This window comes from Streptomyces sp. NPDC048496 (assembly GCF_043200055.1).
Classification (GTDB): domain Bacteria; phylum Actinomycetota; class Actinomycetes; order Streptomycetales; family Streptomycetaceae; genus Streptomyces.
Map to the genome: position 1 here is coordinate 15,888 of NZ_JBICXB010000045.1, position 14,409 is coordinate 30,296.

13 protein-coding genes and 2 pseudogenes are annotated in these 14,409 nt (G+C 70.1%); 5 read left to right on the forward strand and 10 right to left on the reverse strand.

The genetic code is table 11. From position 1 onward, the window contains the following. Positions 1-124: 124 nt before the first annotated feature. The 3 genes from ACGFSA_RS28510 to ACGFSA_RS28520 form a co-directional block, all read right to left on the reverse strand. Positions 125-826, reverse strand: coding sequence for a response regulator (locus ACGFSA_RS28510; protein ID WP_393308930.1), 702 nt, complete (start codon positions 824-826; stop codon positions 125-127). Beyond that, positions 823-2,064 (reverse strand): sensor histidine kinase, encoded by a 1,242-nt coding sequence (locus ACGFSA_RS28515; RefSeq protein WP_393308931.1) that lies wholly within the window; start codon positions 2,062-2,064, stop codon positions 823-825. The genes ACGFSA_RS28510 and ACGFSA_RS28515 overlap by 4 nt, the downstream gene beginning before the upstream one ends. Before the next feature lie 117 nt (positions 2,065-2,181). Continuing rightward, positions 2,182-2,373, reverse strand: coding sequence for a hypothetical protein (locus ACGFSA_RS28520; protein ID WP_393308932.1), 192 nt, complete (start codon positions 2,371-2,373; stop codon positions 2,182-2,184). Positions 2,374-2,425: 52 nt separating this feature from the next. Here ACGFSA_RS28520 and ACGFSA_RS28525 point away from each other — a divergent pair, with 52 nt between their 5' ends. Then, positions 2,426-2,986 carry a hypothetical protein gene (locus ACGFSA_RS28525; RefSeq protein ID WP_393308933.1) on the forward strand — a complete coding sequence of 187 codons (561 nt, stop codon included), beginning with the start codon at positions 2,426-2,428 and terminating at the stop codon, positions 2,984-2,986. A 73-nt stretch (positions 2,987-3,059) separates the two neighbouring features. On the opposite strand, the pseudogene ACGFSA_RS28530 reads toward ACGFSA_RS28525, so the two are convergent. After that, positions 3,060-3,740: pseudogene (locus tag ACGFSA_RS28530) on the reverse strand (hypothetical protein). Positions 3,741-3,973: 233 nt separating this feature from the next. Between ACGFSA_RS28530 and ACGFSA_RS28535 the strand changes: the two are divergent. Further along, on the forward strand, positions 3,974-4,492 hold the full coding sequence (locus ACGFSA_RS28535; protein ID WP_393308934.1) for a VOC family protein: 519 nt from the start codon (positions 3,974-3,976) through the stop codon (positions 4,490-4,492). Between the two features lie 391 nt (positions 4,493-4,883). On the opposite strand, the pseudogene ACGFSA_RS28540 reads toward ACGFSA_RS28535, so the two are convergent. Further along, a pseudogene (locus ACGFSA_RS28540) lies at positions 4,884-5,107 on the reverse strand (transposase); the annotation flags it as partial. A gap of 190 nt (positions 5,108-5,297) precedes the next feature. Here ACGFSA_RS28540 and ACGFSA_RS28545 point away from each other — a divergent pair. Beyond that, the gene (locus ACGFSA_RS28545) at positions 5,298-6,680 is read left to right on the forward strand and encodes an MFS transporter (RefSeq protein WP_393308935.1); all 1,383 of its coding nucleotides are present in this window, start codon (positions 5,298-5,300) and stop codon (positions 6,678-6,680) included. Between the two features lie 62 nt (positions 6,681-6,742). Here the strand turns inward: ACGFSA_RS28545 and ACGFSA_RS28550 are convergent, their stop codons facing one another. Both ACGFSA_RS28550 and lnt read right to left on the reverse strand, forming a co-directional pair. Further along, complete coding sequence (locus ACGFSA_RS28550) at positions 6,743-7,222, reverse strand: NUDIX domain-containing protein (protein WP_393308936.1); 480 nt, start codon at positions 7,220-7,222, stop codon at positions 6,743-6,745. Between the two features lie 30 nt (positions 7,223-7,252). Further along, positions 7,253-8,848 (reverse strand): apolipoprotein N-acyltransferase, encoded by a 1,596-nt coding sequence (gene lnt / locus ACGFSA_RS28555; RefSeq protein ID WP_393308937.1) that lies wholly within the window; start codon positions 8,846-8,848, stop codon positions 7,253-7,255. 206 nt (positions 8,849-9,054) lie between these two features. Here lnt and ACGFSA_RS28560 point away from each other — a divergent pair, with 206 nt between their 5' ends. Continuing rightward, entirely contained in the window at positions 9,055-10,185 is a 1,131-nt protein-coding gene (locus ACGFSA_RS28560; RefSeq protein WP_393308938.1) for an O-antigen ligase family protein, read from the forward strand. 22 nt (positions 10,186-10,207) lie between these two features. Here ACGFSA_RS28560 and ACGFSA_RS28565 read toward each other — a convergent pair whose 3' ends face one another. Both ACGFSA_RS28565 and ACGFSA_RS28570 read right to left on the reverse strand, forming a co-directional pair. After that, complete coding sequence (locus ACGFSA_RS28565; RefSeq protein ID WP_393308939.1) at positions 10,208-10,771, reverse strand: hypothetical protein; 564 nt, start codon at positions 10,769-10,771, stop codon at positions 10,208-10,210. Between the two features lie 234 nt (positions 10,772-11,005). Then, positions 11,006-11,791 carry a glutamate racemase gene (locus tag ACGFSA_RS28570; protein WP_393308940.1) on the reverse strand — a complete coding sequence of 262 codons (786 nt, stop codon included), beginning with the start codon at positions 11,789-11,791 and terminating at the stop codon, positions 11,006-11,008. A 58-nt stretch (positions 11,792-11,849) separates the two neighbouring features. Here ACGFSA_RS28570 and ACGFSA_RS28575 point away from each other — a divergent pair, with 58 nt between their 5' ends. Continuing rightward, the gene (locus ACGFSA_RS28575) at positions 11,850-13,028 is read left to right on the forward strand and encodes a glycosyltransferase (protein ID WP_393308941.1); all 1,179 of its coding nucleotides are present in this window, start codon (positions 11,850-11,852) and stop codon (positions 13,026-13,028) included. Positions 13,029-13,080: 52 nt separating this feature from the next. Here the strand turns inward: ACGFSA_RS28575 and ACGFSA_RS28580 are convergent, their stop codons facing one another. Continuing rightward, positions 13,081-14,364: a TerD family protein gene (locus ACGFSA_RS28580; RefSeq protein WP_393308942.1), complete on the reverse strand. Its 1,284-nt coding sequence runs from the start codon at positions 14,362-14,364 to the stop codon at positions 13,081-13,083. Between the last annotated feature and the right edge of the window lie 45 nt (positions 14,365-14,409).

A 14,409-nucleotide genomic window follows, 5' to 3' on the forward strand; every position in this document is an offset into this window, starting at 1 on the left:
CGGACCGCCCCTCCCTCGTGTGAGGGAGGGGCGGTCTCCTACCGGAGAATGATGCCCAGGGGGTGGGGGTGTCTCCCCCCTACATGTATTGCCCTGTGAGATTGGGGACGCGGCTGGCGGGCCCTCAGTCGGTTCTGCGGATTCCCGGGACGACAAGTCCCGTTTCGTACGCCGCGATCACGGCCTGGGTGCGGTCTCTCAGGCCCAGTTTGGTCAGCGTACGGCTGACGTGTGACTTCACCGTCTCCTCGGTGACGACGAGGCGCGCTGCGATCTCGCCGTTGGACATGCCTTCGGCGACGAGCAGCAGCACCTCGGTCTCGCGTGCCGTGAGCGTTTTCAGACCGGGCGGCGGCTGGAGCGGGGCCTTGGCGGGCAGCTGGGTGAACTCGCTGATCAGCCGACGCGTGATGCCGGGGTCGAGCAGGGCGTCTCCGGCCGCGACGACGCGTACGGCGTCGAAGAGCCGTTCCGCGGTGGCGTCCTTGAGCAGGAAGCCGCTGGCTCCGGCGCGCAGCGCGTCGTAGACGTACTCGTCGAGGTCGAACGTCGTCAGGATGAGGACGCGTGGGGCCCGCGCCCCGTCGGGTGCGTCGCCGACGAGCTGTCGCGTGGCCTCTATGCCGTCCATCTCGGGCATGCGGATGTCCATGAGGACGACGTCCGGGGCCACCTCGCGGCTGACGCGGACCGCCTCGACGCCGGTGGTGGCGGTCTGGACGACGGTGAACTCCGGCTGGGAGTCGAGGAGAGCGGAGAACCCGGTGCGGACCACCAGGTGGTCGTCCGCGACAACGACGCGGATCGGTGCGGGCGGGGAGCTCACGTGGACCGTTCTGTCTTGGCGGGGAATCTGGCTTCGACGAGGAATCCACCGCGGTCCGCCGGACCTGTGCGGATCAGTCCGCCGACCGCGGAGACGCGTTCCCGCATGCCGAGGAGGCCGAGTCCCGCGTCCGGCGTCACGAGGGGCGGCCCCGGACCGTTGTCGCGGACGCTGAGGTGCAGGGCGTCGGAGGCGTAGTGGAGTTCCACGTCGACCGGGGCACCTCCGGCGTGCTTGCGAGCGTTGGTAAGGGACTCCTGGATGACGCGGTAGGCGGCGAGCTCGGTCCCCGGCCCCAGGGAGTACGGGGCACCGCTGAGGATGAGACGTATCGAGCCGGTGGAGGCTTTGCGGGCCTCGTCGAGCAGTTCGTTGAGCTGGGTCAGGTCGGGCTGCGGCCTGCGCTCCCGTCCGGTGGCGGACTCGGTGTCGTCGCGCAGCACGCCGAGCAGCCGGCGCATCTCGGTGAGGGCAGCGCGGGCGGTGTCGCCGATGCCGAGCAGCCGTTTGCCGCCTTCGGCGGGCATACCGGGAGTGGCCACACGGGCCGTCTCGGCCTGCACCGCGATCATGGAGATGTGGTGGCCCACGACGTCGTGCAGTTCGCGGACGATACGGGCGCGCTCCGCGCGTGCCGCGTTCTCCCACTGGGTGTCGACCATGACTTCGCGAATGGCGTGCTGTTCCCGGTCGCCTTCGCCCGCGCGCCTGGAGAGACCCGCGAAGGCAGCCATCGGGGCGAGTACGGCGAGGAGCACCGTGCGCACCCGGTAGTCGGCGTCCGTGGACCCGGCGAGGGCCAGGGCGAGGAAGGGAACGGTGCTGAGCGTCGCCGCCAGGGCGTGTCCGCAGCGGCCGAGCCGGTAGTGGGCGATGAGCTGAGCGGCGAATCCCGCCAGCGTCAGCGTGTGGAAGATCGTGAGCGATCCGAAGGTCGCGACGGTCACCGTGAGCCCGGCGAGAAGGGGCCGCAGCAGGGCCAGCGGCAGTGTGGTGCACAGGCACAACAGACCGATGATCATGGCCAGTTGGATGCCGACGTCACTGCCCTGGGCCGCGTTCTGGGCTGTGTCCGCGAACATCCGCGGGATGGAACCCTGATGAGCGACCACTTCGGTGAGCGATTCGGCGACCGCGAGGACGCACAGCGACGAGAGAACCACGGCGTTGCGCGGAAGTTCCGCGGCCCGCCGTAACACCCCGGTCCAGCTGTCACGCCAGGCAGTCGCACGGTTCACGCCGGCCATTATGGCAGTCGGCCCTCCGCGCGGGCGTCCCCCGGAACAGTGATCACCCGCTCCCCCGCGCGAGGGGTGGGGCATCACTCGCGCGAGGGATTCCAGGTGAGGAAGGGCTCAGCGGCGGGCTTCCTCGAGCGCGTCCGTCAGCCGTTCCAGGCCCTGGGCCAGCTGGGCGGTACGGCCGCCGAAGCCGGGCCGACCACCGCCCGGCCCGGCGCAACTCCCAGCCGTTGCGGGCCACGCCGAGCAGACCGAGTACACCCGCAACACCACGCGGGCCTTTCTGCTCTGGTGCTCGGCCAGCAAGCCCACCCGGCCCTTCCGGCTTCCTCCGGTCCAGATCCGCCGGGCCGCTCCGATGCCCCAACCCGAGCGACTGGAGCTGATCGGGCGTCTTCTCACCGACCCGGACCTGCCGCTTCGCACTCGGGTCGCGGGCGTGATCGTCCTGCTCCATGCCCAACCACTCAGCCGAGTCGTGCGCCTCACCCTCGACGACATCGGCCACAGCGGCGAGCAGACATCTCTCCGCCTCGGCGAACCGCCGTCCCCAGTGCCCGAACCGGTCGCGGAACTGCTGCATCGCTGGATCGGTAGTCGGAACAACATGAACACCGCGACCAACCACGCGTCCCGGTGGCTGTTCCCCGGCCGCCGGGCCGGACAACCGATGCACCCTGACGTTCTGGCCGCACTCATCAACGACATCGGCATTCCCACCATCGCCGGCCGTACAGCCGCGATCCGACAAAACGTTCTGGAGATGCCCGCACCGGTCGTCGCTGAAGCTCTCGGCTACCACCGGGTCACCACGGCCAAGCTCGCCTCCGAGGCCGGAGGCACGTGGAGCCGATACGCCGCCGGAGACCACTGGCGGTCACCAGCAGGCTGGTCTCCCCGACAGGACAGTGACAGTTGAGAAGAGGAACTCACCAATACCAGCCGAGATTGAGCGAAGGCCTAACAACTGTTGCGAATGAGCTGCCGGGCAGTCAGGTCGACTTGCCACGGGGCTGTGGATAGCCGATTTCCGAGATGTCTTGGGCCAGGTCCGCCAGGCTGATCTCTATGTTCAACGACGAGACGAGTTCCTGGCCCAGCGGTCGCTGGGCTTACACGTCGCTCACGGCTCCCAGGTCCACAGAGACTTCGTAATAGTCCTCGGCGAAGCGCTGGAATGCTTCGGGAGATCGGTCGACGAGGAGCTCGAACAGCCTCGTCGCCCCGTCAGGGTCGGCATGGTCCGAGGGGAAGTCGATCGTGCCGTGGTGCCACTGATCGTCCGTCGCCTCACGCCACAAGCAGGCCGTTACGACGGGCACGCCGTCCTCGTCGGTGAACGCAGGCTCCTCGACGAAGGGCTTGAAGGCCTCGGGAACATCGTCGATCACTCCCGGCCAGGGCTCGCCATCGTGGCCATACGGGCTCATCGGTGACTCGTGCCCAAAGCCGCGGACATAGGTCCCGGCCGCCGAGAACACGATGGAGTACTCGTCTCCCGACCCGTTGCGCATCGAAGCCATCTCCTCGCCTTCAGCCCAAGCGGCGTTGAACGAGTAGTACCGGCTTTCCCAGTCCGGGCTCAGGATCGCATCGAGCATCGCAAGCGAGCGGCACAGGTCTCGCAGGTCGGCGATGGCGGGAAGCCGGCGGGCTACGTCATAGACAGTCATGGGCTCATCCAACCGGATGCCTCTGACATCCGCCGCCCGCCGGCAGGCGCCACGATCAGTAGCAATTCCAGAACCGGACAGGTCAACACGCGACAGTTGAATACGCGAGCTCACCAGTAGGCCGTCGCACAGTCCTATCGTCGGCTGATGCGCGGGAGTTCGGGGCCTGATCACCTGATGCCGTCCTCCAAATACAGGTCAAGAACTGACCTGTATGCCGCCTAGCCTCCCCCATGAGCGATAGGAATGCGGTCGAGGCCGTCCCGGACGGCTACACCACCATCACGCCCTGGATCATCGGCAGCGACACCGCGGGACTCATCGACTATCTGGTCAGGGCCTTCGACGCCGAGGACCTCGGACGGTTCGTCCTGGAGGACGGCACCGTCGGCCATGCCGGGCTGCGGATCGGGAACGGGCGGCTGATGGCTTTCGACCGTCCGCCCGACTGGGAGCCGACGCCCGCGTTCGTCAGGCTGTACGTGGAGGACGCGGAGGCCGTCCACCGGCGGGCGGTGGAGGCAGGCGGAACGTCGGTCACGGAGGTCACACACCTCTTCTTCGGCGACAAGGTCGGGCGGGTCAGAGATCCCTTCGGGAACCTGTGGTGGATCCAGACCCACATCGAGGACGTCGACGAGGAGGAGATGGGCCGACGGCTGACCGATCCCGTGTTTACCCGTGCGATGGAGTACGTGTCGGGGGCCCTGTACGAGCCGCAGCGGCGGGAGCCTCCGGCAACTCCGAGCTGACTGACGCTCCAGCCCCAGCCCAGGGCCCACAACTCACCTCAGGGCCCTGCGTGTTCCCTTCGGGCACACGGCCCACGTCCGGCTTGGCGTCCGGCCTTGGGAGGACTTCCGGTCGGTGGGCTCAACTCGTGGGCTTCACGGCATATCCCAGTGCGATGAGGCCGATCGCGACGGCGAGGAGCGACGGTGAGCGGGCGTTCCAACTGACCAGCGTCAGCAGGACGCCCGCTCCCCTCCTGCCGCATGCCCCGCCTCTTCTCTCTCGCGGCCTCACCCATTCGGCCCAACGAGGCGGTCGACGGGAGGAAAACGGGCGGCCGGCGCGTCCGGCAGCTACCCCGCGGTTAGTTTGCGGCTGGTTGAAGAGCACCCGCTCGCCGGTTCGGGGGTTGGGCTCCCAGCGGCGGGCTTCGCCGTCGAGGGCGAGCAGGGGCAGCCAGGCGAGCAGGTCCAGGGCGAGGGAGACGATCTCCAGCCAGACCTGGTTCTGTGCGGTGTCGTGGAATGGAGGTTGCGCGGGCCGGTGGTGCGGGTGGCGCGGATGCGGTCCTCGGCGCGGGCTCGGCGGCGGTGGAGTTCGAGGTCGGCGAGTTGGCCGCCGGTGGTGTTACCGAATGACGCAACTCGGACGGGCGCCCGTGCCCCGCTCGGCTGCCCTCCGTGGAGCGCGGATCTCTGCCTCATGGTGGCCGCGCGCACAGCAGCCTCCGGAACTATGGTCTCCCACCACATACGCCTCTGACCTGCCCGTTCCTACGGTGTGGCGACACGAACTGTCCCCGCCAACCGTCCGGAAGTGGTATCCATGGCTGCCTCGGCATCCGCCCCACCGACCACCCGCTCGCTCAAGCGCATCGTCGCCGCGAGCCTGATCGGGACCACCATCGAGTGGTACGACTTCTTTCTCTACGGGTCAGCAGCCGCGCTGGTCTTCAACAAGCTGTTCTTCCCCGACTCCGACCCGCTCGTCGGAACGCTCCTCTCCTTCCTCACCTATGCGGTCGGCTTCGCCGCCCGGCCGCTCGGTGCCCTGGTCTTCGGGCACTACGGCGACCGGCTCGGCCGCAAGAAGCTCCTGGTGCTGAGCCTGCTGCTGATGGGAGGTGCGACCTTCGCCATCGGGCTGCTGCCCACGCATGCCACCGTCGGCGCCGCCGCTCCCGTACTGCTCACCGTGCTGCGTCTGGTGCAGGGCTTCGCCCTCGGTGGTGAGTGGGGCGGGGCCGTACTGCTGGTGTCGGAGCACGGGGATGCGAAGCGGCGCGGGTTCTGGGCCTCCTGGCCACAGACCGGGGCGCCGGCCGGGCAGTTGCTCGCCACCGGGGTGCTCTCCGCGCTCACGGCGCTGATGTCGGACTCGGCCTTCGGGGCGTGGGGCTGGCGTATCCCGTTCCTGCTCTCCGGTGTGCTGGTGGCCGTCGGCTTGTGGATTCGTCTCTCTGTCGATGAATCGCCGGTGTTCAAGGCTGCGTTGGCGCAGGCCGAGGAGCGCAAGGCGGCCGCGGCGGCCGCCGAGAAGATGCCGCTCGTCGCCGTGCTGCGGCACCACTGGCGGGATGTGCTCGTCGCCATGGGCGCCAGGATGGCGGAGAACATCAGCTACTACGTGATCACCGCGTTCATCCTCGTCTACGCGACAACGGCCGCCGACCTGAGCAAGCAGACGGCGCTGAACGCCGTACTCATCGCCTCCGCCGTCCACTTCACGGTCATCCCGATGTGGGGTGCGCTGTCGGACCGGATCGGCCGCAAGCCCGTCTATCTGATCGGGGCGGTCGGTGTGGGGCTGTGGATGTTCCCGTTCTTCGCACTGATCGACAGCCGCAGCTTCGGCAGCCTGCTGCTCGCCGTCACGGTCGGGCTCATCCTCCACGGGGCGATGTACGCACCGCAGGCGGCCTTCTTCTCGGAGATGTTCGCGACCCGCATGCGGTACTCGGGTGCGTCGATCGGTGCGCAGTTCTCATCGGTCGCGGCCGGTGCTCCGGCGCCGCTCATCGCCACCGCGCTGCTCGCGGACCACCACACCTCGACACCGATCTCGCTGTACGTCATCGCCGCGGCGCTCATCACCGTGCTGGCGGTCGTGTGCGCCAAGGAGACCCGCCACCGGGACCTCACGGACATCGAGGCGACGGCGGAGCCGGACGCGCCCGCGGCGCTGCCCGCCGATGCCCGTACCGCCTGAGTTCCGGTGGCCGGACGGGCCAGGGAACCGGCCCGTCCGGCCACGGTGCGTGTACTACCGCGTCACGGCTGGACCGTCGGTTCGAACCAGGTCGGTTCGTCGGTCAGGGCCTGCTTGATCCGGAAGAGACCGAACTCATTCAGCGGCGGCAGGGCGTCGAGCGGGAACCAGTCCACCTCCAGGGACTCGTCGTCATTGACGCGCGCCTCACCGCCGGTCGCCCTGCAGCGGAAGGTGATGTCCATGAACTGGCACCGGTCGCCATTGGCGTACTGCACGGGGTTCAGCGCCTGGGTGAGCACCACCCGCTCCGCCATACAGTGCACGGCGGTCTCCTCGTACACCTCGCGCACCGCCGTCGTCGCGGGCTGCTCCCCCGGCTCGCAAATGCCGCCGATGAGCGCCCACTTGCCGGTGTCCGAGCGTCTGCCGAGCAGAACCCTGCCCTCGTCGTCGAAGACCACGGCGCTGACGCCCGGCAGCAGGAGCAGCTGGGTGCCCGCCGTGGCACGAATTTCACGGATGAAGTCAGGAATGGCCATGCGCCGACCCTACGTGGCCCGCGCCACCGTTCAGCGTCCTCGGCGCGCCCGTACCGATCTGACGGTCACCCAGCCCAGTCCCGCTGCGGCGATCAGCACGAGCAGCTCCTCGGGGAGCGTGCCCAGCCGGGTGGCGGGGGTCAGCGAGGAGCGCAGCGGCACTTTGTCCACCAGCGCGTCCGGGGTGAACATCTTCGTCTTCTGGGCGATCGTCCCGTCCGGGCGGATGACCGCGCTGACGCCGCTGGTGACGGGGACGACGACGGACCGACTGTGTTCCACGGCCCGCACCCGGCTCATGGCCAGCTGCTGGTACGTCATCTCGCTGCGCCCGAAGGTGGCGTTGTTGCTGGGGACCGCGATCAGCTGGCTGCCGTGTTCGACCGTGTCCCGGACGGCGTCGTCGAACGCGGCCTCGTAACAGGTGACGAGCCCCACCTTGGTGCCCGCGAGGTCGAACACGCCGACCTTCTTGCCCGGTCCGAAGTCACGCTGCACCCGGTCGACGTCAGAGCTGAAGATGCGTACGAAGGAACGCATCGGCATGTACTCGCCGAACGGCTGGACATGGCGCTTGTCGTACGTGGCGACGGGGCCGCCCGACGGATCCCACTGGATGAGGGTGTTGCGCAGCTTGCCGGTGTCGGGCTCGATGACCGCGCCGACCACGGTGGGGGCGTTGATCGCCTTCACCGCTTCGTCGATGACGATCCGCGCGTCGGCATTGCGGTAGGGGTCGAGGTCGGAGGAGTTCTCGGGCCACAGGACGAAGTCGGGCTGCGGTACCTTGCCCGCCTTCACCTCGCGGGCGAGCTGCTCGGTGCGGCGTGCGTGGTTGTCAAGAACGGCGCGGCGCTGGGCGTTGAAGTCGAGTCCGAGGCGCGGCACATTGCCCTGGATCGCGGCGACGGTCGCGGTTCCGTCCTCCGCCGAGTCGTCGACGAGCGGGCGCGCCGCCAGCGCACCGGCCAGGGGTACGAACACGGTCGCGGCCGCGGCGGCGACCGCGGCGCGGGGGATCCGGCCGGTGGTGCGGTACGTACGGAAGGAACGCACCGCTTCGAAGAGGCCGAAGCCGCACAGCACCACCGCGAACGAGAGCAGCGGAGTGCCGCCCACGGCCGCGAGCGGCAGGAACACACTGTCGGCCTGCCCGAAGGCGATCTTGCCCCAGGGGAACCCGCCGAACGGCACCCGGGCCCGGACCGCCTCGTCCAAGGCCCAGACCGCGGCGGCCCAGACCGGCCACCAGGCGAGCCGGGACACGGCGGCGATCCCGATACAGCCCACGGCCACGAACAGCGCTTCGGCAGCGGCGAGCGCCAGCCACGGCACCGGGCCGACCTCCTCGCCCGTCCAGTGCAGCAGCGGCAGCATGAAGCCGAGCCCGGCGAGCAGGCCGAGGCCGAATCCGGCGCGCAGCCGACGGTCGTGCAGCACCCAGCCGAGCAGTGCGAAACCGGGCAGAACCAGCCACCACAGCGGTCGGGGCGGGAAACTCAGATACAGCAGCGCCCCCGACAGCGCGGCCGCGGCCGGCCGTACGAGCCGCGGCAGGAACCGTCTCCCCTGCGGCTGAGTGGCGGAGGACTGCGAGTCGTCGACTGGGCTGATGGTGGTGCTCACCCGGCGGAGTCTACGGGGGTGAGGCGAGCGCCGTGCAGCCCCGGCGCGGTGCCGGAATGCATTCGGAATGGTTCCTGCCGGATCGTTCCTGCGCATTTCCTCCACAAACCCGCACCACTCCCGTTACCGTGTGCGCCAGTCCCCCGCCGACCGGCCGGATCCGGCCGTCGTGGACGGGACGGTCACAGTTCGGGGGGTCGAACACGATGACTGCACGGGCGGGCCGGCACGGGGCTCGGGAAGGCGGCAACGCGTCCGATGTCGCAGGAGCCGTGATCCTCGCCGCCTGCGCGATCTGGTCCTTGATCAGCGCGGCCGGACGGGAGACCAGGCCGGAGGGTGTGCTGCTGGCGCTGCTGGCCGTCGCCGCGGGGTTCGTCTGCGGCCGGATCTGCGGCACGCTGCTGCCGGTGGCCACCGCGGCGGTTGCCGCCGTCGCCGCCCTCGCCCTGGTGCTCGCCTCGCGCGGTGGTATGCCGGGTGCCACCGCCGCTGCCGATGTCGCGCCCGGTCACACCGGGGCGGCTGCCGCGCTGCTGGTGCTGGCCGCGGGCGCCGCCTGCTGTGCGGCCGCGGCGGCCCGCCGGCCACCGGTGCGTCTCACTCTGCGACTGCTCGCGCTCGGCACCGCCTGCGCCGCGTCGGCCATGCACTCGGTGGCCGGATTCGTCACGGCGTTCGGGGTGCTGCTCAGTTCGTTGGCCGCGGTCAAAATGCGCCGCAGACTGCTCGGTCTGACCGGGCTGGCGCTGGTCACGGCGCTGGTCGTCGGTACGTCATGGGCGGTGGCCGAGGATGCACTGCCCGACGGGCTGATGGTCTCCCTGGAGGGGCAGCTCACCCGGAACCGGGTGCTGCTCTGGCAGGACGCGGTGGATCTCGCCGAGGAGCATCCGCTGCTGGGCATCGGACCCGGCCGGTTCGCCGAGCTCAGCCCCACCGCCCAGCAGACCGTGCAGTCGGACGGGAAACCCCACTCGGCGCCGCTGCAGCAGGCCACCGAGCAGGGGATCGTGGGGGTGGCGCTGCTGGGGGCGGCGTTCGGCTGGCTGCTGTACGTGCTGTGGCGCTCTCCCCGCGCCACAGCGGTCGTCCTGACGGCGGGCGCCGCGCTCACCGCGTTGGCGGCGCTGGCGAGTGTCGGGAACGCGCTGAGCTTCACGCCGGTGACGGCGGGCGTGGGGCTGCTCGCGGGGCTGGCCTCGGCCCGGCAGCCGATCGGGGACGGCACGCCGGGCACATCCCGTACCGAGAGTGACGAGGATGCGGACCGTGCCGCGTACGGGACGGGGCCTGCGGCCGGACGCCGTCCGCGGGCCGGTCGCACCCCCCTCTGACGGGTGCGGCACTGCTGACCGCTCAGCCCCCGGCAGCCGCGTCGGCCGCCGGCAGGTGGAGCCGTTCGCGGATGAACCGTACGCCCTCTTCCGCATCGTCCACCGTCACGGTGAACGTCCTGCCGTCGCCGAGCTCGAGCACCAGACCCTCTCCCCTGCGGACCACCACGGCCGTCCCCTGCTCGGGGCGCCAGCGGTAGCCCCAGCCGCCCCAGTGGCGGGGGGTGACCCGGGGGACGAACTCCGCCCCGACCACCTGGGTGAGCAGGATCCGTCGGCGCGGCAGACCCATGTGGCCGCAGCGCACTTCCAGGGCGTCTCCGTCGACCCGCACGGCCACGTTCACAAAGGCGAGCGTCCCGAACAGCATGAGCAGTCCGGCCGCCACGCAGCCGATCACCGACATCAGCAGAGGGGCGATGCCGGAGGTCCAGTCGGAGGTCACGGCGAGCTCGACACCCAGTGCGAGGCACGCCGCACCGGCTGCGGCGAGAACCCACTGCGCCTTGTTCGTGGCCCGGCCGGTCCAGACGGCGGGAGCCGCCTCGGCGCCGGTCTCGCTCGGTTTCCGGGGGTGGTCCCTCATGCCAGCAGGGTACTCAGAATCCGGGCATCCGGGATGGGCCCAACGGCCCTCGCCGAGTCGGCGACGGCTCAGAGCCTGTCGGGTGACCTCTGATCGGGCGGCCACACCCTGGCACGCACGCTTCCCGCGTTGCCGAAATGCCCTAGTAGCTCCGCTACGAGGACATCCCGCCGCCTTGGAATCGCACGCACCAGACCGCGTCCGCTATCCGATCGAAGGTCACCCGACAGGCTCTCAGCGGGCGGGGCTGACGGCTGCCAGCAGCCGCCCCTCGGCGTAGGTCAGGGCGGCTTCCGGCAGCTCGGCGTCACGGCCGCTCAGGAGCACGGTGAGGGAGGTGGCCGGTTCGGCCGACGGGGCGGGTGCGACCCCGATCCGGCGCAGCGCCTGGGCGGCGACGGCCCCGGCGGAGCCGTGCAGTGCTACGGGCGGCAGGCCGGGCTGCTGTACGGCGGCACGGATCCGTTCGGCGACCAGTTCGTAATGGGTGCAGCCGAGAACGACGGCCCGTACGCCCGGTGGAGTGAGCGCGGCGGCCGCGGCGACGGCACGGTCGATCGCGGCTTCGTCCGCGTTCTCCACGGCGTCGGCGAGACCGGGGCAGGGGACCTCGGTGACGTCGACGGAGCCGGCGAATTCGCGAATGAGTCCGCGCTGGTAGGGACTGCCCGTCGTGGCGGGGGTCGCCCAGATGGCGACGGGTCCGCCGCCGGCCGCGGCCGGCTTGATCGCGGGGACGGTGCCGATGACGGGCAGCGCGGGTTCCAGCGCGGCACGGAGCATCGGCAGGGCGTGTACGGAGGCGGTGTTGCAGGCGACGATCAGTGCGTCGGGCCGGTGAGCGGCGGCCGCGCGGGCCACGGCCAGCGCGTGCGCGGTCAGGTCCTGCGGTGTCCGCGGCCCCCACGGCATGCTTTCGGGGTCGGAGGAGAGCACCAGATCGGCGTCGGGCCTCAGCCGACGTACTGCGGCGGCCGCCGGGAGCAGGCCGATTCCTGAGTCCATGAGCGCGATCTTCACCCGGTCACCATAGTCGACCGCCCTTGCGGTCTCGTCGGAGTGGGGCAGACTGCGGCGAATGAGCGCCGTTGCCTGGATCGCCGTGGGTTCGCTGGCCGCATGGGTGTGGCTGCTGCTGGGACAGGGGTTCTTCTGGCGGACCGACCAGCGGCTGCCTCGGCGTGCGGGGCCGGACCGCTGGCCGTCGGTCGCGATCGTCGTACCCGCGCGTGACGAAGCCGACATGCTGCCGGTGAGCCTGCCGTCGCTGCAGGCGCAGGACTATCCGGGGGCAGCGGAGATCTTCCTGGTCGACGACTGCAGCAAGGACGGCACCGGTGATCTCGCCCGTTCGCTGTCCGTGCGGTACGGCGGGCTGCCGGTGACGGTGGTCTCTCCCGGGGAGCCGGAGTCCGGCTGGACGGGCAAGCTCTGGGCCGTACGGCACGGGATCGCGCTCGCGCGGGCCCGGGAGCCGGCGCCGGAATTTCTGCTGCTCACGGACGCGGACATCGCGCATGAGCCGGACAGTCTGCGGGAGCTGGTCGCCGCCGCCTGTTCCGGCGGGTTCGATCTGGTCTCGCAGATGGCCCGGCTGCGGGTGGCGAGCGTCTGGGAGCGCCTTGTCGTGCCGGCGTTCGTGTACTTCTTCGCGCAGCTCTATCCGTTCCGGTGGGTGAACCGGGCGAAGGCACGGACCGCGGCCGCGGCGGGCGGCTGTGTTCTGCTGCGGACCGGGGCCGCCGAGCGGGCGCGGGTTCCGGAGTCCATCCGGCAGGCGGTCATCGACGACGTGTCGCTGGCGCGTGCGGTGAAGCGCAGCGGCGGGCGGATCTGGCTGGGGCTCGCGGAGCGGGTGGACAGTGTGCGGCCGTATCCCCGGCTGGCGGATCTGTGGCGGATGGTCTCGCGCAGCGCGTACGCGCAGTTGCGGCACAGCCCGGTTCTGCTCATCGGTACGGTGCTGGGTCTCGCGCTCGTCTATCTCGCCCCGCCGGTCACACTGGCGGCAGGGCTGCTGGGCGGCGATCGGCCGGCGGCGTGGGCGGGTGGCACGGCGTGGGCGGTGATGGCGGGGACGTACATGCCGATGCTCGGCTACTACCGGCAGTCGATGTGGCTCGCGCCGTTGCTGCCGTTGACCGCCGTGCTGTATCTGCTGATGACGGTGGATTCGGCGGTGCAGCACCACCGCGGCCGCGGCGCGGCCTGGAAGGGGCGAACCTACGCCCGTCCCGAGGCCGCACCGGACCGATGAGCGGAGGGAACACCGGTCTGTCCGCGGTGGCGGGACCCGGACGGACCGGGGGTCATTTACGGCCGGGTGTCCAGTTCATCCCCCACCCATAGGCGTAGTCGATGGTGCGCTGCGGACTCACCCCGCGTTCGGGTACGAGATAGCGGGCTTCGCGCTGCACGGTGAGGTCTCCCCCGTTGTTGGTGATGAGTGCGAGTGCGCAGACGGTGGAGGGAACGGTGCATTCGTCGAGCGAGAAGTCGATCGCGGCGCCGTGCTGCGGCTGCAGGGTGACCGTCGCGTGCAGATCGGCGAAACTCCGGGCGCCTTCATAGATGGTGACGAAGATCAGGACTCGGCGGAGCCGGTCCTTGTGGTCGAGGTCGATGGTCAGGTTCTCGCCGGTGGAGACGGCGCCGGTGCGGTCGTCCCCGTCGAGATGGATATACGGGGGCTGCCCGAGAGCGCCGAACGCGTTTCCGAGTGCCTGCACAACTCCCTTCCTGCCGTCGGTCAGTTCGTAGAGGGCGCAGAGATCAAGATCGAGATCCGCGTGGTTGGCGACGGCCCTGCCGAGTTTGCTGCCCCAGCTCTTGAACTGTTTGCGCACTTCCCAGTTGAGATTGACGCGCATGACTCCCGACGTGCCGCCCTGTTTGGCGAGGGAGACGGACGGCGCGTCCTTGGTGAGCGTCACCTTGGAGAGCCGGACGGGCTGGGGGGACGGCGGTGCGGGCGGCGCGGCAGGGGGCTGGACGTGCGGGGGGAACCGGGGCGGGGGCGGCAGGTCAACCCGTGCTGCCCCTTGGGGTTGTTGAGATTGAAGAGGCTGGTGCGATTGCTGAGGCTGTTGGGGTTGCTGGGGCTCGTCGACGGAAATGCCGAAGTCCGTGGCGAGACCTTCGAGGCCGCTGCTGTATCCCTGCCCCACGGCGCGGAATTTCCAGGCGCCCTGCCGACGGTAGAGTTCACCGAGAATGAACGCGGTCTCCACCGTCGCGTCCGCACTGTCGAAGCGCGCGATCTCCGAGCCGTTCGACACGTCCGTGATCCGTACGTACAGGGCTGACACCTGCCCGAAGCTGCCACCGTCCGCGGAGGCGGCCAGGACGATGCGCTCGATGACGGGCTCCACCCGCGCCAGATCCACCGCAAGACTGTCCGTGACACCACCGGCGGCGTTCCGCTTGCCCTCATGACGTACCGCGCCGGAGCCATGCACCGGCTGGTTGTAAAAGACGAAGTCCGCGTCGCTGCGCACCTTTCCCGACACGAGAAGGAGCGCCGATGCATCCACGTCCGGCGCCCCCGGGGCGGTACGCCACCCCAATTCGACCCGCACGGCCTGGGCCGCCACTGGGACATTGGCTCCTTTTTGCATGGTCATGCTCGCCCCCATCAC

Bases quoted from the DNA above. Each gene is read 5' to 3' on its own strand.
- ACGFSA_RS28575 (WP_393308941.1), top strand. From the start codon at position 11,850: ATGAGCGCCGTTGCCTGGATCGCCGTGGGTTCGCTGGCCGCATGGGTG.
- ACGFSA_RS28565 (WP_393308939.1), bottom strand. From the start codon at position 10,771: ATGAGGGACCACCCCCGGAAACCGAGCGAGACCGGCGCCGAGGCGGCT.
- ACGFSA_RS28550 (WP_393308936.1), bottom strand. From the start codon at position 7,222: ATGGCCATTCCTGACTTCATCCGTGAAATTCGTGCCACGGCGGGCACC.
- ACGFSA_RS28545 (WP_393308935.1), top strand. From the start codon at position 5,298: ATGGCTGCCTCGGCATCCGCCCCACCGACCACCCGCTCGCTCAAGCGC.
- ACGFSA_RS28560 (WP_393308938.1), top strand. From the start codon at position 9,055: ATGACTGCACGGGCGGGCCGGCACGGGGCTCGGGAAGGCGGCAACGCG.
- ACGFSA_RS28525 (WP_393308933.1), top strand. From the start codon at position 2,426: ATGCCCCAACCCGAGCGACTGGAGCTGATCGGGCGTCTTCTCACCGAC.
- ACGFSA_RS28535 (WP_393308934.1), top strand. From the start codon at position 3,974: ATGAGCGATAGGAATGCGGTCGAGGCCGTCCCGGACGGCTACACCACC.